The sequence below is a fragment of the Pseudomonas sp. Leaf127 genome (genome assembly GCF_001423155.1).
In the GTDB taxonomy this organism is placed as follows: Bacteria; Pseudomonadota; Gammaproteobacteria; order Pseudomonadales; family Pseudomonadaceae; genus Aquipseudomonas; species Aquipseudomonas ovata.
Map to the genome: position 1 here is coordinate 776,807 of NZ_LMOA01000021.1, position 17,113 is coordinate 793,919.

15 protein-coding genes are annotated in these 17,113 nt (G+C 63.5%); 6 read left to right on the forward strand and 9 right to left on the reverse strand.

Going from position 1 to position 17,113, the window contains the following annotated elements; translation table 11 throughout:
- Window positions 1-103 precede the first annotated feature (103 nt).
- Window positions 104-1,915 (forward strand): monovalent cation:proton antiporter-2 (CPA2) family protein, encoded by a 1,812-nt coding sequence (locus tag ASF84_RS16855; protein WP_056839949.1) that lies wholly within the window; start codon window positions 104-106, stop codon window positions 1,913-1,915.
- Window positions 1,916-2,008: 93 nt separating this feature from the next.
- Here ASF84_RS16855 and ASF84_RS16860 read toward each other — a convergent pair whose 3' ends face one another.
- From ASF84_RS16860 to moaB, 6 genes are all read right to left on the reverse strand, one after another.
- A complete protein-coding gene (locus tag ASF84_RS16860) occupies window positions 2,009-3,433 on the reverse strand; it encodes an efflux transporter outer membrane subunit (protein WP_056839950.1) in 1,425 nt (474 codons plus the stop codon).
- Window positions 3,430-4,479, reverse strand: coding sequence for an HlyD family secretion protein (locus ASF84_RS16865; protein ID WP_442963070.1), 1,050 nt, complete (start codon window positions 4,477-4,479; stop codon window positions 3,430-3,432). Before ASF84_RS16865 ends, ASF84_RS16860 begins: the two co-directional genes overlap by 4 nt.
- Before the next feature lie 25 nt (window positions 4,480-4,504).
- Complete coding sequence (locus ASF84_RS16870) at window positions 4,505-6,037, reverse strand: MFS transporter (protein ID WP_056839952.1); 1,533 nt, start codon at window positions 6,035-6,037, stop codon at window positions 4,505-4,507.
- A 131-nt stretch (window positions 6,038-6,168) separates the two neighbouring features.
- Window positions 6,169-7,095, reverse strand: a complete 927-nt coding sequence (locus ASF84_RS16875; protein WP_056839953.1) for a glycosyltransferase — start codon at window positions 7,093-7,095, stop codon at window positions 6,169-6,171.
- Between the two features lie 75 nt (window positions 7,096-7,170).
- Window positions 7,171-8,367 carry a molybdopterin molybdotransferase MoeA gene (locus ASF84_RS16880; protein WP_056839954.1) on the reverse strand — a complete coding sequence of 399 codons (1,197 nt, stop codon included), beginning with the start codon at window positions 8,365-8,367 and terminating at the stop codon, window positions 7,171-7,173.
- Window positions 8,367-8,906 carry a molybdenum cofactor biosynthesis protein B gene (gene moaB / locus ASF84_RS16885; protein ID WP_056839955.1) on the reverse strand — a complete coding sequence of 180 codons (540 nt, stop codon included), beginning with the start codon at window positions 8,904-8,906 and terminating at the stop codon, window positions 8,367-8,369. Before moaB ends, ASF84_RS16880 begins: the two co-directional genes overlap by 1 nt.
- A gap of 78 nt (window positions 8,907-8,984) precedes the next feature.
- On the opposite strand from moaB, the gene mobA reads away from it, so the two are divergent.
- The 4 genes from mobA to ASF84_RS16905 all read left to right on the forward strand — a co-directional run bounded on the left by mobA (window position 8,985) and on the right by ASF84_RS16905 (window position 11,706).
- Complete coding sequence (gene mobA / locus ASF84_RS16890; RefSeq protein ID WP_056839956.1) at window positions 8,985-9,581, forward strand: molybdenum cofactor guanylyltransferase MobA; 597 nt, start codon at window positions 8,985-8,987, stop codon at window positions 9,579-9,581.
- 86 nt (window positions 9,582-9,667) lie between these two features.
- Window positions 9,668-9,892, forward strand: a complete 225-nt coding sequence (locus ASF84_RS16895; RefSeq protein WP_056839957.1) for a YgdI/YgdR family lipoprotein — start codon at window positions 9,668-9,670, stop codon at window positions 9,890-9,892.
- 119 nt (window positions 9,893-10,011) lie between these two features.
- Window positions 10,012-10,905: a LysR substrate-binding domain-containing protein gene (locus ASF84_RS16900; protein ID WP_056839958.1), complete on the forward strand. Its 894-nt coding sequence runs from the start codon at window positions 10,012-10,014 to the stop codon at window positions 10,903-10,905.
- A gap of 96 nt (window positions 10,906-11,001) precedes the next feature.
- Entirely contained in the window at window positions 11,002-11,706 is a 705-nt protein-coding gene (locus ASF84_RS16905) for an SDR family oxidoreductase (RefSeq protein WP_056839959.1), read from the forward strand.
- Between the two features lie 22 nt (window positions 11,707-11,728).
- Here ASF84_RS16905 and ASF84_RS16910 read toward each other — a convergent pair whose 3' ends face one another.
- A complete protein-coding gene (locus ASF84_RS16910) occupies window positions 11,729-12,619 on the reverse strand; it encodes a pseudouridine synthase (protein WP_056839960.1) in 891 nt (296 codons plus the stop codon).
- 192 nt (window positions 12,620-12,811) lie between these two features.
- Here ASF84_RS16910 and ASF84_RS16915 point away from each other — a divergent pair, with 192 nt between their 5' ends.
- Entirely contained in the window at window positions 12,812-13,663 is an 852-nt protein-coding gene (locus ASF84_RS16915; RefSeq protein WP_162241266.1) for a shikimate dehydrogenase, read from the forward strand.
- A gap of 233 nt (window positions 13,664-13,896) precedes the next feature.
- Here the strand turns inward: ASF84_RS16915 and ASF84_RS16920 are convergent, their stop codons facing one another.
- The gene (locus tag ASF84_RS16920) at window positions 13,897-14,568 is read right to left on the reverse strand and encodes a TetR/AcrR family transcriptional regulator (RefSeq protein WP_056839962.1); all 672 of its coding nucleotides are present in this window, start codon (window positions 14,566-14,568) and stop codon (window positions 13,897-13,899) included.
- Window positions 14,569-14,728: 160 nt separating this feature from the next.
- Window positions 14,729-16,654: a 3-dehydroshikimate dehydratase QuiC gene (gene quiC / locus ASF84_RS16925; protein ID WP_056839963.1), complete on the reverse strand. Its 1,926-nt coding sequence runs from the start codon at window positions 16,652-16,654 to the stop codon at window positions 14,729-14,731.
- Window positions 16,655-17,113: the final 459 nt, after the last annotated feature.

Below are 17,113 nucleotides of genomic sequence, written 5' to 3' on the forward strand. Positions count from 1 at the left end.
GTCTGTAACGGCGGCAGCATTGCCCTGTCTGCAACAGCTGTGTTTAATGCGCCCCTCATCCAGGCGGATTGCCTGAGATTCACGTTTATCAAGGAGTTGTCCCATGCCCCATGAAGGCAGCCTGCTGCAGGCCGCTGTCGTGTTCCTGCTCGCCGCCGTCCTCACCGTGCCGCTGGCCAAGCGCCTGCAACTGGGTTCGGTCCTGGGCTACCTGTTCGCCGGCGTCATCATCGGCCCCTCGGTGCTGGGGCTTATCGCCAATCCGGAAAGTGTCAGCCACATCTCAGAACTTGGGGTGGTATTGCTGTTGTTTATCATCGGCCTGGAACTGTCGCCCAAGCGCCTTTGGGTGATGCGCAAGGCGGTTTTCGGCGTCGGCCTGCTGCAAGTGCTGCTCTGTGGCCTGGTGATCGGCGGCATTGCCCTGATGGCCTTTGACCAACCCATGAATACGGCCATTGTGTTGGGCCTGGGCCTGGCCTTGTCGTCCACGGCGTTCGGCCTGCAGAGCCTGGCCGAGCGCAAGGAGCTTGGCAGCCCGCATGGCCGCACCGCTTTTGCCATCCTGTTGTTCCAGGACATTGCGGCCATTCCGCTGATCGCCCTGGTGCCGATGCTGGCCGGCGCCAACCATAACCTCAGCACCAGTGAAAGCCTGACCCATGCGCTGGAAATCTTTGGCAGCATCGCCATCGTGGTGATCGGCGGTCGCTACCTGTTGCGCCCCGTGTTCCGGATCGTCGCGCGTACCGGCATCCAGGAAGTGTCCACGGCCACGGCGCTGCTGGTGGTGATCGGCACCGCCTGGCTGATGGAGCTGGTGGGTGTGTCGATGGCACTGGGTGCGTTCCTGGCCGGCCTGCTGTTGGCCGACTCGGAATACCGCCACGAGCTGGAAGCGCAGATCGAGCCCTTCAAGGGTTTGTTGCTGGGGCTGTTTTTCATCAGTGTCGGCATGGGCGCCAACCTCAGCCTGCTGCTGACCGACCCGATCGTGGTGCTGGGCCTGACCTTGCTGCTGATCGGCCTCAAACTGCCGATCCTGTTCGTGATCGGGCGCATGGCGGCAGGCCTGGAACGGCAGAACGCCGTGCAGCTCGGCCTGGTGCTGGCAGCGGGGGGCGAGTTTGCCTTTGTGGTGTTCAAGCTCGGCAATGCCGAAGGCCTGTTCGCCGCCCGGGTCTACGACATTCTGGTGCTGACCATCACCCTGTCGATGGCCCTTACGCCGTTGCTGTTCATGGCCACCGCTCGCTGGCTCAAGCCACGCCCGAAAGCCACCCCGGTGCCCGACGAGTACCGTGACATCCACAGTGACCGCCCGCGCGTGGTGATTGCCGGCATGGGCCGCATGGGCCAGATCGTCGCGCGGATCCTGCGCGCCCAGAATATTCCCTTCATCGCCCTGGACACGGCCGTGGAAACCATCGAGTTCACCCGCAGTTTCGGCAATGTGCCGGTGTTCTATGGCGACCCGCTGCGTCCTGAAATCCTGCGCGCAGCCAAGGTGCACGAGGCCGAGTACTTCGTGATTGCCACCGACGACCCGGAAACCAACATCAAGACCGCCGAACTGGTGCGCAAGCTTTACCCGGACATGAAGATCATCGCCCGGGCGCGCAACCGCCAGCATGTGCATCGTCTGATCGACGTGGGCGCCCACGCCGTGCGCGAGACCTTCTACTCAAGCCTGGAAATGAGCCGCCAGACCTTGCTCGGCCTGGGCCTGAGCCAGGCCCAGGCCGATGCGCGCATCGAGCGGTTCAAGTGCCATGACGAACAGGTGCTGGCCGATCAGCACCTGGTCTATGACGACGAAGCCAAGGTTCTGCAGACCGCCCGCGAGGCACGCAAGGAGCTTGAGCAACTGTTCGAATCCGACCAGCTGGATGAAGAACAGGCGCTCAAGCCGTGAGTTCATGATCGCTGCTGAAGGAGCGCCTAGGCTCTGGCGGCAGGTATAAATCATCGGACCTGCAGGAAGCAGCTTGCCGGTGATATAGCGTTCTCAGAACCCGCCGCCCAGCGACGCATACAGCCCCACCAGCGCCTGGGCCTGGGTCGTGGCGCTTTGCACCCATTGTTCCTGGGTGCTGAGCAAGGCGCGCTGCACCGAGAGGACATTGAGAAAGTCTGCCGCGCCTTCGACGTACTGGCGCCTGGCCGTGTCCAGCGCCACCTGATTGTGTTGCACGGCCTCCTGCAACATGCGTTGCTGCAACTGGCTGGCGTTATACAAGCTCATGCTGTCGTCGATTTCCTGCCAGGCCCGCAAGACCGTCTGCTGGTAGGCCAGCGCGGCTTCCTGCTCCTGCGCCTCGCGCAGTTGCAACTGGCCACGCAAGCGGCCGCCGGAAAAGATCGGCAGGCTGATCTGCGGTCCGAAGGCAAACTCCCGCGCCCCCCAACTGCCAAGATCCGACAGTTGCAGCGCCTGCAAACCGACATTGCCCGACAAGGTGATGCGCGGGTAGAAATCGCCTTCGGCCACCCCCGTGCTGGCGGTGGCCACATGCAGGCGCGCCTCGGCGCGACGAATGTCCGGACGTCGCTCGGCCAGTTGTGAAGGCAGCCCGACTGGAATCCGTGTTGGCACGGCGGCCATCTGCACGGTTTTTTCCAGCTCAACCTGCAGGGCCCGTGGCGTTTGGGCCAGTAACAGGCCCAGCGCGTTGATCAACTGCGCCTGGTGCTGTTCAAGCACCGGCAGGCGCGACGCCACTGCCGACACCTCGGCGGCCGCTTCCGCGACATCAAGGTCGGTGGCCACGCCGTTTTGCAGGCGCACCTGCGACAGCTCAAGGCTGTTGCGCGCCAGGTCCAGACTCTGTCGGGTCACCTTCAAGGTGCCCTGCACGCCACGCAAGGCCAGGTACTGGCGTGCCACCTCGGCCTGCATGGCCAATAAAGCGGCGCGCTGATCGTTTTCAGCCACATCCACTTGCGCGCCGGCGGCTTCGACCTCACGGCGCACCCGCCCCCACAGGTCCAGTTCCCAACTGGCCCCCAAGCCACTGTCCCACTGCTCGAACGGCGCCCGGCCCTGATTGCCCGACGGATCGTTGAGCCCTTTGCCACTGTTACGCTTGCGCTGATACCCCAGGTTGGCGTTGACCTCGGGCAACTGCTCGCCGCTGCTGATCCGGTACATCGCCCGGCTCTGCGCCAGGCGCGCGGCGGCCATGCGCAGATCCAGGTTGGCCGTGCTGGCCCGCTCAATCAACGCGTCCAGCAACGGGTCCTGAAATACCCTCCACCACCGCGCCTCGATAGGCGCCATGACCGGCTGGCTGGGCGCCGGCTCACCCGCTACCGGCAGCCACTGAATACGTGCGTCACTGGCCGGACGCTGAAAATCCTTGCCCACCTGGCAGCCGCCGAGCACCGCAGCGATGGCCAGCCCCAGGGCACAGGTTGTGAACAGGCGGCTCATCGGGCCGTCACCGCAGCGGTGTCCGGCAACGAGGCGGTGTCGATACTGGCTTGCACCGACATGCCGACCCGCAGCCGCCCGGCCAAGGGTTGGTCCGGCTCAAGCACGATCTTCACCGGAATCCGCTGCACCACCTTGGTGAAGTTACCCGTGGCGTTATCGGGTCGCACGGCGGCGAAGGTTACGCCGGTGGCCGGTGCGATGCTGTCCACATGCGCCCTGAGCACCTGGTCGGGATAGGTGTCGACGCGCACCTGTACGGGTTGCCCGACACGGACATGGGTCAGTTGGGTTTCCTGGAAGTTACCCAGGACATAGGCCTGCTGCAGCGGCACCAGTGACAGCAGCTTGCTGCCGGGCACCACATAATTGCCGACCCGCACTGCGCGTTCGCCGACCGTGCCGTCGATGGGCGCCACGATGCGGGTGTACGACAGTTGCAGTCGCGCCTGCTCAAGCGCCGCTTCGGCACGCTGCAAGGCCGCCTGGGCACTGTGTTGTCGGGCCTTGAGAATATCGACCTGCTTGCGCTCGGCAGCCAGGGTCGCGCCGGCACTGGTGTGCTGGGCATTGGCGGTGTCGATGCGGGTGCGCGCCTGCTGGGCGTTCTGCACCGTACCGGCACCGGCGCCGGCCAGGTGCTCATAGCGGGTGCGCTCTTGCTCGGCGAACGTCACCGCCGCCTGGCTGGCCTGCAGGGCGGCCATGGCCTGGGCAATCACCGAGGCCTGGCGCTGCAGCAGCGCATCGGCCTCATCGCGCCGGGCGGCCGCCGCCTGCACCTCGGCCTGGCTGGCAGCCAGGGCAGCCTGCAGGTCTTTGTCATCGATGCGGGCGAGCAACTCACCGGCCTTGACCTGCTGGTTATCCTCCACCAGCACCTGGCTGATAAAACCGGAAACCTTGGGCGCGACCACCGAATAGTCAGCGGCAATGAAAGCATCGTTGGTGCGCTGGTGCTCGCCCTGCCCGGCCAGGGCATACAGCTCCACACCCGTCAGGACAAGCGCGATGCCACACAGCGCCAGGGTCTGTTTCGACGTCATTTTCATGACTGGTTCTCCAAAAGGCTCAGTTCAATGCCCGCGGTGGATACACCCGCGTCGGCATCACAGGAATCAGCAGCATCAGGGCGACCGCCAGCCAGCCCATGCAGTAGTAGAGATCGGCGCTGGTGAGCACCACGACCTGCTCATGCAGGCGATGACTGAGCGCCAGCGGGTCGGCACCGACGCTTACCCACGGCGCATTGCCCAGGCGGTCAACCAGGGTGTTGGAATGAAAGTGCTGGCGGGCCGTGGTCAAGGCTTCGAGCAGCCCGGTGGCCATCACACTGGCCAGGCCACGCACGGTATTGAACCAGGCGGACGCAAAGGGTCCGTCCTGCGGGGCGATGCCGCCGGTGGCCTGGATCAGCAGCGGCAGCACGGCCATGGGCTGGCCGACGACCTGCAACAGTTGCAAAGCGTAGAAGTTGTCGCGAATCCACTCGGAGGTCATCTGTGTGGCCAGCGCGCAATGCAGCCCCAGCATCAACAACCCCAGCGCCAGTACCCAGCGGCAGTCGACCCGGCGCAGGTTGCACAGCGCCGCCAGCAATGGCAGCACCAGCAATTGCGGCAAGGCCACCATCAGCATCAGTGGCGCGGTCTGCAAGGGCCGGTAACCGTGCACCTGGGCCAGGTAGGCCGACGGAATCGATGCCACGGCGGTCAGCACCACCAGCACCCCGCCCAGGGTCAGCAAGGCATGCGACAGGTTAAGGTCGGCCAGCAGTTGCAGCTTGAAAAACGGCACAGGGGCAAACCACTCACTGCACAGAAACGCCACCAGCAACAGCAAGCCTGCGCTCAGCAGAAAGACAATCAACGACGACTCGAACCCGTCCAGCCGATTGCCTTCGAGCACGCCGATGACCAGCATCACGATGGCGGGCAGCCCCAGCAACAGGCCACGCCAATTGAACGACTTGAAGCGCTCCAGACGCGGCGCGTCCTGCACGATGCCATGAGACACGGCGATCATCGCCACCAGGCACGGCGGGATGACCTGCCAGAACGTCCATTGCCAGGTGAAATACTCGGTCCACAACGCGGCCAACGGTGTGCCCAGGCCAGGGCCGAAGGTGGCGGTCAACGCATAGCCGGCCAGGCCATACAGCTTGATCGAGGGCGGCAAAAAGCGCAGCGCTACGGTCATCAGCATCGGCGGCAGGCAGCCGGCGGCCAGGCCTTGCAGGAGGCGCAATACCAACAGGCTGGGGTAGTCAGGCGCCAGTGGGCACAGCAAGGCCAGCACCACGAACGCCGCGATCGCCCCCAGCGTGAAACGCCGCAGCGACAAGGTGACGGCAAACCAGGGCGCAAAGGCCATGGCCGCGACCGAACTGGCCGAATAACAGGCGATCAGCCAACTGGCCTCATCGGCACCGATGAACATTGCCCCACGAATATCCGCCATCGCGGTGCGGGTCACGCCTTCGTTGATGCCGGCGACCAGCACCGCCAGCAGTACGCCGAGCAGCCCGAGCACCCGCTCCAGACCGAAGGGCGCGACGGAAGCCGAGGGTAAGAGCACAGGCACTGGCGTGGCGAGGGTGGTCATGAACAGACGGTCCGGAGCATTGAAAACCCCGGCAGTTTAAAAAGAGTCTGTCAGTACGAAAATTTACATTCAGGCAGCTTATGAGTGCGTCAAACGCACGAATCAATAACTGTTAATTGCTTTCAACGTTATCACTCACAAGGGCTGTCCCAGTAACGCTTGTGCATGCTCAGTCTTTTTTTCCACGCAACGGAAAGGCGCTGCTCATGACGACTGAGCGTGTAGGCAATCAGCTTGAGCGCGTTGCGAATGATCGACAGCGGCCACCACCACCCGCGCCGTGGGCCGATAAACGCCAGTTCCGATTTGACATAGCGCATGCCCTCGCCGGCAATGCCACCAAAGCTTTCGTGGATCCAGCGCTCGCGAGCCTGGAACACGCCGATATCGAAATAGCGACGAAACTCTTCAATCAGGCTGTAATTGTGCGAATGACGGCACACGGCCGAACCCTCATAGGCGATTTTCCAGCCTGCCAGCAGCATTTTCGCCGCCACGTACATGTCTTCGGAAAGGATCACATGACGTGGAAATCCCCCCACGGCCAGCAGCGCCTCACGCCGGTAGGCCGCGAAGGAATTGGACATGAACGGTGTCTTGATGCCCAACGCATCGGCATCGGCCAGGGTCTTGATCTGCGAGGTCGGCGGGTAGTTGAACAACCGTGCATGCTGGGCCAGCAGGTTGGCGTCACGGTGCGGCAGTTGCCGGCCGCACACGGCACCGACCCTGGGGTCGGCGAATGGCAGCAGGATATTGGCGATGGCATCGCCCTGCTCAAGGCAGGCGTCCTGGGTCAGGTAGACATAGACGTCATAGCCCGGATAGCGCTCGACCATCATCTGCCGGGTGCCACCGTGGTTGAAGTCCTTGCTGTCGATCACCGTCACGTCTGCGCAACGCGACCGGGCCAGCGCCAGGGTGCCATCGCTGGAGCTGGAATCGACGATCAGGGTATCGAACGAAGCGCTCTGCCCCACCAGCGAATCCAGCAAGCGCTCCAGGTCCTTGCGCCCGTTATAAGTCGGGATCACACACGCCACGCTCAAAGACGGCATAACAATACTCCAGGGCAAACGACAGGGCCCGATTTGTCAGCGTCCTTGAGGCTAGCTCAGTGTGTGGCAGCGCGCTTAGCCGAGCACCTCGCTCAGCGGGATAAAGGTCACCGCATCGCCCTCGGCCAGCGTGGTGCCTTCGCGCACCTCGATCAGCCCGTCGGCCCAGACTGCGCTGCGCAACACCCCGGAACTCTGGTTGCGGTACGGCAATGCCCGGCCTTGCTCCAGTCGTGCGCGCAGGTATTCGCGGCGCGTGCCGGCACGGGTCCAGGCGAACGCTGCCGGCACCTGGAACTGCAACGGTGTGACCGCCTGGACGCCTTGGCGGCGCAGCAGATACGGGCGGGCCAGCAAGGCGAAGGTCACCAGGGTCGAGGCCGGATTGCCCGGCAGGCCCAGCACCGGTACGCCGCGATAATGCCCGAAGGTCAACGGCTTGCCGGGCTTGATGGCCAGCTTCCACAGGTCCAGCTCGCCGTCCTCGCGCAGGGCATGGCCGAGAAAATCCGCCTCGCCCACCGAGACGCCGCCGGTGGACACGATGAGGTCCACATGCGCAAGCCCCGCCAGCGCTGCACGGGTCTGCTCCAGGTCATCGGCCAGGATGCCGGCGTCGATCACTTCGCACTCCAGGCGCTGCAACCAGCTGCACAGCAGCACCCGGTTGCTGTTGTAGATCTGCCCCGGCGCCAACGGCTGGCCGGGCTCGACCAGTTCATCCCCAGTGGACACCACCGCCACACGCGGGCGGCGCACCACGTCCAGCCGGGCAACACCCAGCGAGGCCGCCAGCCCCAGTTCCACCGGGCCCAGCCGGGTGCCGGCGCTCAACACGCACTCGCCGCAGCGGGTTTCCTGACCCTGGGGGCGGATATTCTGCTCAAGGCTCAGCGCCTGGGTGAAACGCACCCGCCCGTCGGCCAGGACCTCGGCGTTTTCCTGCATCTCGACGCAGTCGGCACCGGCCGGCACCGGGGCGCCGGTAAAGATCCGGGCGCAGGTGCCAGGTGCCAGCGGCTCGGGGGCGTGGCCGGCCAGAATGCGCTGGCTGACCGGCAACGGCTCACCGCTCCAGTCCGCCAGGCGCAAGGCATAGCCGTCCATGGCGCTGTTGGGCCAGGGCGGCAGGTCCAGGGTGGCGACGATGTCCTGCGCCAGCACGCGGCCCTGGGCCTGGGCCAAAGACAGCGTTTCGCGCTCGGTGATCGGGCAGGCCTCGGCGCTTTCCAGCAACCGGGCCAGGGCATGTTCGACGGGCATCATCGGCATCAGCCCCGCGTGCCGCAGGGTTCGGCTTTCTTGAGGTGAGCGACAAAGTTGCAGGGACGAAAGCGTGAATCGAGCTGCTGGGCAAGAATGCCATCCCAGCCGGTGCGCACGGCATTGGTGGAACCTGGCAGGCAGCACACCAGGGTGCCGTTGGCCAGGCCCGCCAGGGCACGGGACTGGATGGTCGAGGTGCCGATGTCAGGCACCGAGATCTGCCGGAACAGCTCGCCAAACCCATCGACCTGTTTGTCGAGCAGGCAGGCCACCGCCTCAGGGGTGCTGTCGCGGCCGGTAAAACCGGTGCCGCCGGTAATCAACACCACTTGCACGTTGTCGTCGGCAATCCAGGTCGCCACCTGGGCGCGAATCCTGTACAGGTCATCCTTGAGCAACACCCGGTCGATCAGGCCATGGCCGGCTTCGCTCAGGCGATCCACGAACGTCTGGCCGGAGGTGTCGGTGTCCAGGGTGCGCGTATCACTGACCGTCAATACGGCGATATTGAGGGGCACAAAGGGGGTGTCGGGCTTGAAGCTCATGATCTGGATCCGGTTGTAGTGAAAACAGCCCGGTGTTATATCACAGCCCTGCTTTTGACTGCCCGCACCGGAACCGCCATGACCCTGAACGCCCTGCCGCCCTGTTCGATCCTGCTGCTGGCCGGTGGCCAGGGACAACGCATGGGCGGACGCGACAAGGGCCTGCTGGACTGGCAGGGCCGCCCCCTGATTGAAACCCTGCACCACACCGTGCGCCCGCTGACCGACGACCTGATCATTTCCTGCAACCGCAACCAGGATCGTTATGCCGCCTACGCCGACCGCCTGGTCGAGGATGCCGAGCACGGTTTCACGGGGCCCTTGACCGGCATCCTGGCGGCATTGACCGTGGTGCGACATGACTATTTGCTGGTGCTGCCGTGCGATGTTCCCAGGGTCGACGCCGCCTTGCTGATGCAGTTACGCACCCTGGCGGCGCAGCACCCGGACCGCCCGGTCATGGTGCGCGAAGGCGAACATTGGCAGCCCCTGTTGTGCATCATTCCCCTCGCCCATGCCCGGGTATTGCAAGCGGCCTGGCAAGACGGTGAACGCAGCCCGCGCCGGGCGCTGTCCCCCTTGCACCCGCTGGCGCTGCAATGCGCGCCGGGCGATCCCCGGCTGAGCAACCTCAATACCCCGCAATTGCTGGCGCAGAACGAACCTGCGCCCTAGCCGATTGCCGTTAGCCCCGCAGGGAACTTGCGGTTAAGCTGCACGTCTTAGTCGTCATTCAATCAGCATCACCAGGAGAAACAGCCATGAACTACAAGACCATCCCCGCCGCTTTCGTACTTGCCCTGGGCCTTGCGACCCTGGCCGGCTGCTCTTCGCCTACCGTGATCACCCTGAACGACGGGCGTGAAATCCAGTCTGTGGACACCCCGCGCTACGACGACGAAGCCGGTTTCTACGAGTTCGAGCAACTGGACGGCAAGAAAACCCGCATCAACAAGGATCAGGTGCGCACCGTCAAGGACCTGTAAGACCCTGCAGCATGCCGTGAATGAACCAGACGGTCGTTCATCCCTGGACAGTGCCTGCTCCTGCAGGTCATTGTCCGGGTCAGCCAACGCCGGCATCACCCGATAGAATGTCCCCTGCCATGCCAGAAGGCTTCCCTTCACTGCCTTCACTCAACGCGCTGCGCGTGTTCGAAGTGGTGGCCCGCCATTTGAATTTCCGTCTCGCCGCCGAGGAACTGGGTGTGACCCAGGCCGCCGTTGCCCAGCAGATCCGCGGGCTGGAGGCCAGCCTCAATCTGCCTTTGTTCGAACGCCTGGCGCGCGGCCTGAGGCTGACGGATGCCGGCCTGGCCTACGATGGCAGCATTCGCAAGGCGCTGGGAATGATCGACGAAGCCACCCGCCTGTTGCGCCCGCAAGCGACCCACCTGACCGTCAGTGTCACCCCCACCCTGGCGTCGAAGTGGCTGATTCCCAGGCTTGGCACCTTTGCCGAGCAGCACCCGGACATCGACTTGCGCGTACTGGCGACAGACAGGTTGTCACATTTTCATACCGATGCCGTGGACCTGGCCATTCGCTACGGCCAGCCGCCGTTCGGCGCAGGCCTGAATGCCCAATTGCTGATGGAACAACGCCTCATCGCCGTGGCCAGCCCGGCGCTGTTCGAAGGCAAAGACCTGCCGGCCAGCTTCGAGCACCTGCAGGGCTTGCAGAGGCTGCACGACGCTCATGATTTCTGGCCAGAGTTCACCGCAGCACTGCTCCCCGACCCGGTGCAACCCACGGCCAGGAACCTGCGTTTCAACCAGACTTCGCTGGCCATCGAGGCCGCCATCAATGGCCAGGGCATCGCCCTGGCCAACCAGGCCTTCGTCCAGCACGACATCGCCGCCAGGCGACTGGTCCAGGTGTTCCCCCAACAGCTGCGCCTCGACAAGGCGTTCTATCTGGTGTGGCCGCGCAGTGCCCGGCAGTCATCCGTACTGCTACTGGTCAAGGACTGGTTCAGGCAGCAGACATCCGATAGTTAAACTACTGCCTCGGCAAAACCTGACTGACTCCCTCGTTACGCCCGCCCTTGTTACTGTAAAGCCTCCACACAGCAGGATTCTCAGCCGGGAGGCACCATGTCAGTAGAAAAAGTAGCCATCATCACCGCCGGCGGCAGCGGCATGGGTGCCGCCGCCGCGCGGCGGCTGGCGGCCGACGGTTTCAAGGTCGGCATTCTGTCCTCGTCGGGCAAGGGTGAAGCCCTGGCCAGGGAGCTGGGCGGCATCGGCGTGACCGGCAGCAACCAGTCGGTGGAAGACCTGCAACGGCTGGTCGACACCGTGATCGCACAATGGGGGCGTGTCGATGTGCTGGTCAACAGCGCAGGCCACGGCCCGCGGGCGCCAATTCTGGACATCAGCGATGAAGACTGGCACACAGGCCTGGACACCTACCTGCTCAACGTCATTCGCCCCACCCGCCTGGTGGCGCCGATCATGCAGCGCCAGCAGGGCGGGGTCATCATCAATATCTCGAGCGCCTGGGCCTTTGAACCCAGCGAGCTGTTTCCGACCTCGGCGGTGTTCCGGGCCGGGCTTGCCGCCTTTACCAAGATTTTTGCCGACACCTTTGCGGCCGATAACGTGCGCATCAACAACGTTCTGCCGGGCTGGATCGACAGCCTGCCGGGCACCGAACAGCGCCGCGACAGCGTGCCTCTCAAGCGCTATGGCACAAGTGAGGAAATCGCTGCGACCATCGCGTTTCTGGCCAGTGAAGGAGCAGGCTATATCACCGGGCAAAACCTCAGGGTCGATGGCGGCGTCACCCGCAGTGTCTGAGCGCACACGATCAACGGAACGTTCAGAACGCCAGGCGCAAGCGGCTTTCGAACTCGCGTAACCGGCCACTGACCGGATCGATGAAACGCAAGCCCCGCGCCAGCAGCTTCAATGGGCGCGGGTAGTCGTCCTGAGCGTCCTTGAGGACCTCGGGGTAGAACGGGTCGTTACAGATCGGCGCGCCCAGCGCCATCATGTGCACACGCAACTGGTGCTTCTTGCCGGTCACCGGGTACAGCGCATACCGCCACAGCGAGGCCTGGCGCTCCAGCACCTCGATGCGGGTCAACGTGTTGGCCGCCCCCTCACCTTCCTGCATGCGAAAGAACGGCTCGCCATCGACCAGCCGACTGGCGTGCTCACGCGGAAATTCCAGGTGCGGCAGGGCCGGCGCAATGGCTTCGTAGTACTTGTCGATCAAACGGGTACGAAACAGCGACTGGTAGACCGAGCGGCTGGCCGGATTGGCCGAGAACAGCAGCAGGCCGGCGGTGTGCCGGTCGATGCGGTGCAGCGGCACCAGGTCAGGATTGCCCAGGCGCTGGATCAGGCGGCGCAGCAAGGTTTGCTCGACGTACTCGCCCGAGGGCGTCACCGGCAAGAAATGCGGTTTATCGGCCACCACCAGGTGTTCATCGACATGCAGGACCGATTCAAGCACCGGAATCGGCGTTTCGTTGGGCACTTCGCGAAAGTAATGAATCCTGAGCCCTTCGCGGTACGCCAGGTCGACGGCAATCGGCCGGCCCTCGCCATCCAGCACGCGGCCACGGGCGATACGTTCCAGCCACAGTTGCCGGTCGATGGCAGGGAAACGGGCGCACAGGCAATCAAGCACCGTGCTCCAGGGACCAGGGGGCAGATACAAGGTACTGGCCTGGTGCTGGGCAGCGCTGAAGGAAGACTCGGTCATGCAAAGGCTCAGGAAATCAAAAGACCGATTATCCGCCAACCCCACGACAGCGCCTAGCGCGATGTGCCGGGCGATCACCGAACACAATCAAAAAGCGGCTCTACAACGCTGCATACAGCCTTATTAACCATCTGGTACATTTATTCGCAACAGATGTCGCCACAACAACAAGAGATTGTCCCCATGACCCAGATTCAATCCCCTTCCGTGCTTGCAGGCCTGATCGGCTCCGGCATCCAGGCCTCGCGCACTCCGGCGTTGCATGAGCACGAAGGCGACGCCCAAGGCCTGCGCTACCTGTACCGCCTGATCGACATCGATGCATTGGGGCTCGACAGCAGTGCCCTGCCCGCCTTGCTGGAGGGCGCCCGCACCAGCGGTTTTACCGGCTTGAACATTACCTTTCCCTGCAAGCAGGCGGTCATCCCGTTGCTGGATGAGCTGTCGCCCGAAGCCCGGGGTATTGGCGCGGTCAACACGGTGGTATTCAAGGACGGCAAGCGTATCGGGCACAACACCGATTGCCTGGGCTTTGCCGAAGGCTTCAAGCGCGGCCTGCAAGACGCCCCGCGCCGGTATGTGGTGCAAATGGGCGCCGGCGGTGCCGGTGCGGCCGTGGCCCATGCCTTGCTGAGTGCTGGCGTCGAGCACTTGGTGATTTTCGAGGTCGAGCCGCAACGCGCCCAGGGCCTGGTGGACAACCTCAACGCCCACTTCGGCGCCGGCCGTGCCCAGGTCGGCCTCGACCTGGCAGGCGTGGTGGCCGAGGCCGACGGGCTGGTCAACACCACGCCGGTGGGCATGACCAAGCTGCCGGGCATGCCCTTGCCGGCCGAACACCTGCACAGCGGGTTGTGGGTGGCCGATATCATTTACTTCCCGCTGGAAACCGAACTGCTGCGCCAGGCGCGCAGCCTGGGCTGCCGCACGCTGGACGGCACCACCATGGCGGTGTTCCAGGCGGTCAAGGCCTTCGAGCTGTTCAGTGGCCGGCCGGCCGATGCCGAGCGGATGATGGCGCACTTTCACGCCATGCCGGATTGACCGTTCATCCCTCGCTGCCAAGGCGGCATACATGAGACCGGTGTAGGAGCGCGCTTGCCGGAATGCCGGACCACCGCGACCGGCTGCGTTAGCAGTCGTAAATTTTCAGCGTCTGTACAATTTTTGCGAGCGCTAACGCACTCGGTCGCGGGCAAGCGCGCTCCTTGAGGTGAATTTGATAGCCAGTAGAATCAGTATGCTTGATGAGAGCGACAGCGGCTGTGAAAAACGCCCTACCGCTGCAGATACCGCAACACCGCATCGCAAATCATCGTCTTGTGGCGCTGCTTGCGCTGCTCCTCTGACAGGTCGATCTTGAAGATCGCCCCCAGCGTGTGCCGGTTCGACACCCGGTGGAAACAGAACGAGGTCATCAGCATGTGCAGGTCCACGGCGTCCACGCCCTGGCGAAACACTCCGCTGGCCTCACCCCGGCGCAGAATGTCATCCAGTGTCTTGATGGTGTTCTGGCTCTTGGCATGAATGGTCTCGGACTGCTTGACGTTCTCGCCGTTGAGCAGGTTCTCGTTGCACACGATGCGCACGAAATCGACATTGCGGTCATGGTGATCGAAGGTGAACTCCACCAGCCGCAGGATGGCCGCATGCGGCTCCAGGTCGGTGAGGTTCATCAGGCTTTCGGTGTTGCGAATGTCACCGTAGAGTTTTTCCAGCACGTCGACGTACAACTGCTCCTTGCTGCCGAAGTAGTAATAGATCATGCGCTTGGATGTCTGGGTACGCTCGGCAATGGCGTCGACCCGTGCGCCTGACAAGCCCCTGGCAACAAACTCGGTAACGGCTGCCTGAAGAATGTCTTCACGGGTCTTTTCAGGGTTGTTCTTGCGGCTCTTGCGCACAGCCTCTTGGGGCACGGGCGCAGCGGAGTCGGTAATTGTATTCATTATTGGCTCACGACCACGGTAGAACGGTCGATTATGAGCCCCCGCCCCTGCTGGATGGAAGCTGCAGAGCACGCCGACTCATCAACGGCCTCCCGACAAATGTAAAAAAGCGTGACGATGCTGCCTCGACAGCACCGCCACCGGTCTCGACAGCCTGCGATCAGAGCCGCGCGCGTGGCGCCGCCCCTGTACGGGCCTTGGCCATCGCCGCCAGACGCACCGGCACGTTGGCCGCACCGTAGCCGGCATAGCCATTCTTGCGCTGCAATATCTCGAAGAAGAAGCGCCCGTCGAAGGCATCGGTGTAGACATGAAACAGCTCGCCACCCTGGCTATCACGGTCGTAGAGCACGTTGTAATAGGCCAGCTCGCTGAGGAACTCGTCGTCGAAGTCCAGCCGTGCAGCCAGGTCATCGTAGTAGTTCAGCGGAATTTCCAGCAATGGCACTCCGGCCTCCTTGGCACGACGCACCTCGGCAAAGATGTCTTCGCAGTCAAAGGCGATGTGGTGCACACCCGAACCGCGATAGGTCGATACCGCATGAGAGATGGCCGTATTGCGGTTCTCGGAGATGTTCAGCGGCAGGCGTACGCTGCTGCAACGGCTGCGCAGAGCACGGCTCTTGACCAGCCCGTAGGGATCGGGCAACACCACTTCGTCATCGGCTTCGAAGTCCAGCAGGCCCTTGTAGAACAGCACCCAGCTGTCGAGGCTCTCGGCCGGCAACGCCATGGCCATGTGATCGATGCGCTGCAGGCCGCCGGTGACCGGCGCCTGCGGATTGACCACAAAATCGCTGTCGTAGATCGACTGCCCGGGAGCTGCACCTTCGATCAGGTAGATCAGGCTGCCATCGGGGGCGCGCACGGCCGGGATCTCGCGCTCGTTCGGCCCGACCAGCCCACGGTAAGGCTGCCCCTTGAATGCCTGCGCACGCTCCAGCGCCTGGGCGGCATTGTCGACCCGCAGGGCCGTGGCGCACAGCGAGGGGCCATGCACCTCGAAAAAGCTGTGGGCAAACGAGTAGGGCTCGGCATTGAGCACGATACGGATATCGCCCTGCCCCAGCAGCCTGACCGCCTTGGAGCGATGCGCGCCCAACCGGGCAAAGCCCAGGCGCTCCAGCCAGCCTTCAAGGCGGGCACTCTGGGTCTCGTCCACGGCAAATTCGAGAAACTCCACGCCATCGAGCTGGCTGGCCGGCGGTGGGTTGAACAGCAGCTCATTGGACACCGGTGCTGCCGGTTGCTGGGGGAGCTGTTCGCTGGCCAGCAACTGGCGGGTCTTTTCTTCCAGATACAGCAGCGAGCGCAGGCCGTCGGCGGCATTGGCGCGGGTAGGCGCGGCGCGGAAACCGTCGTTGAAAACCTCCAGCGACAGCGGGCCGGTGTAGCCACTGCGCAGAATCGGTGCCAGGAAACCCGGCAGGTCGAACTCGCCCTGGCCGGGGAAGCAACGGAAATGCCGACTCCACTCCAGCACATCCATCGCCAGGATCGGCGCATCGGCCATCTGCACGAAAAAGATCTTGTCGCCGGGAATCTGTGCGATTGCACTCGGGTCACCCTTGAGCGACAGGGTATGGAAGCTGTCGAGCAAGACGCCCAGCGCCGGATGGTCGACCTCGCGCACCAGCGCCCAGACCTGCTGCCAGGTGTTGACGTGACGCCCCCAAGCCAGGGCTTCATAGCCGATGCGCAGCTTGCGGGCGCCGGCGCGTTCGGCCAGCAGGTTCAGGTCATCGCGCAGGATGGTGTGGTCACCCAGTGAGTCGGCGGCGGCGTTGCTGCACACCAGCACCAGGTCGGTGCCCAACTCCTGCATCAGGTCGAACTTGCGCTCGGCGCGATCAAGATTGCGCGCCAGGCGGTCGCGGCGGCAGCCTTCAAAATCGCGAAACGGCTGGAACAGGGTGATGGCCAGGCCCAGGTCGGCGCACATCTGCCGGATGTTGCGCGGGCTGCCGTCGTAGTACAGAAGGTCATTCTCGAAAATCTCGACGCCGTCAAAGCCGGCGGCGGCGATGGCTTCGAGCTTTTCCGGCAAGGTACCGCTCAAGCAAACGGTGGCAATGGAACGCTGCATGTTGTTGTTCTCCTGGACGAGCGCGACCGTGCAGGGTCGCCACTGGATTGCACCGCATGCAAGGCGGTCAACGGCCTTGATTATGGATGCAGTGTGAGTATTTCGCTGTCAAAATACACGAGCAACACAATATGTACGAACTGGTTAGTTTTTCGTTCGGTTATCGAACAAAACCGATTTTGCTCGATTGACGATATATTCGCCAACGCCCACCATCTGTTTCGCCGTGCGAAAACGATCCTTATCCTTTGTTCGACACGCACCGCCCAGTTTTGCGCTGCACCCGATGAACCTCCATAACAATTTCAAAAACAGGATTACTACCCATGCGCGCCCTTCCCGAGTTCTCCGTACACCCGCTTGGCATTCCCGAGACTTCGAGTAGACGAACCCGTTCGGCCATTTTAATGGCTGCACCGACGTTCGCCTGATAGCAAATTGCGCGCTCGCCTGCGCCTG

What these genes read in the sequence shown, in the direction of transcription:
- ASF84_RS16920 (WP_056839962.1), bottom strand. Translation starts at nt 14,568, where the DNA reads ATGAATACAATTACCGACTCCGCTGCGCCCGTGCCCCAAGAGGCTGTG.
- ASF84_RS16855 (WP_056839949.1), top strand. Translation starts at nt 104, where the DNA reads ATGCCCCATGAAGGCAGCCTGCTGCAGGCCGCTGTCGTGTTCCTGCTC.
- ASF84_RS16865 (WP_442963070.1), bottom strand. Translation starts at nt 4,479, where the DNA reads ATGACGTCGAAACAGACCCTGGCGCTGTGTGGCATCGCGCTTGTCCTG.
- quiC (WP_056839963.1), bottom strand. Translation starts at nt 16,654, where the DNA reads ATGCAGCGTTCCATTGCCACCGTTTGCTTGAGCGGTACCTTGCCGGAA.
- ASF84_RS16875 (WP_056839953.1), bottom strand. Translation starts at nt 7,095, where the DNA reads ATGCCGTCTTTGAGCGTGGCGTGTGTGATCCCGACTTATAACGGGCGC.
- moaB (WP_056839955.1), bottom strand. Translation starts at nt 8,906, where the DNA reads ATGAGCTTCAAGCCCGACACCCCCTTTGTGCCCCTCAATATCGCCGTA.
- ASF84_RS16895 (WP_056839957.1), top strand. Translation starts at nt 9,668, where the DNA reads ATGAACTACAAGACCATCCCCGCCGCTTTCGTACTTGCCCTGGGCCTT.
- ASF84_RS16860 (WP_056839950.1), bottom strand. Translation starts at nt 3,433, where the DNA reads ATGAGCCGCCTGTTCACAACCTGTGCCCTGGGGCTGGCCATCGCTGCG.
- ASF84_RS16870 (WP_056839952.1), bottom strand. Translation starts at nt 6,037, where the DNA reads ATGACCACCCTCGCCACGCCAGTGCCTGTGCTCTTACCCTCGGCTTCC.
- mobA (WP_056839956.1), top strand. Translation starts at nt 8,985, where the DNA reads ATGACCCTGAACGCCCTGCCGCCCTGTTCGATCCTGCTGCTGGCCGGT.
- ASF84_RS16910 (WP_056839960.1), bottom strand. Translation starts at nt 12,619, where the DNA reads ATGACCGAGTCTTCCTTCAGCGCTGCCCAGCACCAGGCCAGTACCTTG.
- ASF84_RS16900 (WP_056839958.1), top strand. Translation starts at nt 10,012, where the DNA reads ATGCCAGAAGGCTTCCCTTCACTGCCTTCACTCAACGCGCTGCGCGTG.
- ASF84_RS16880 (WP_056839954.1), bottom strand. Translation starts at nt 8,367, where the DNA reads ATGCCGATGATGCCCGTCGAACATGCCCTGGCCCGGTTGCTGGAAAGC.
- ASF84_RS16905 (WP_056839959.1), top strand. Translation starts at nt 11,002, where the DNA reads ATGTCAGTAGAAAAAGTAGCCATCATCACCGCCGGCGGCAGCGGCATG.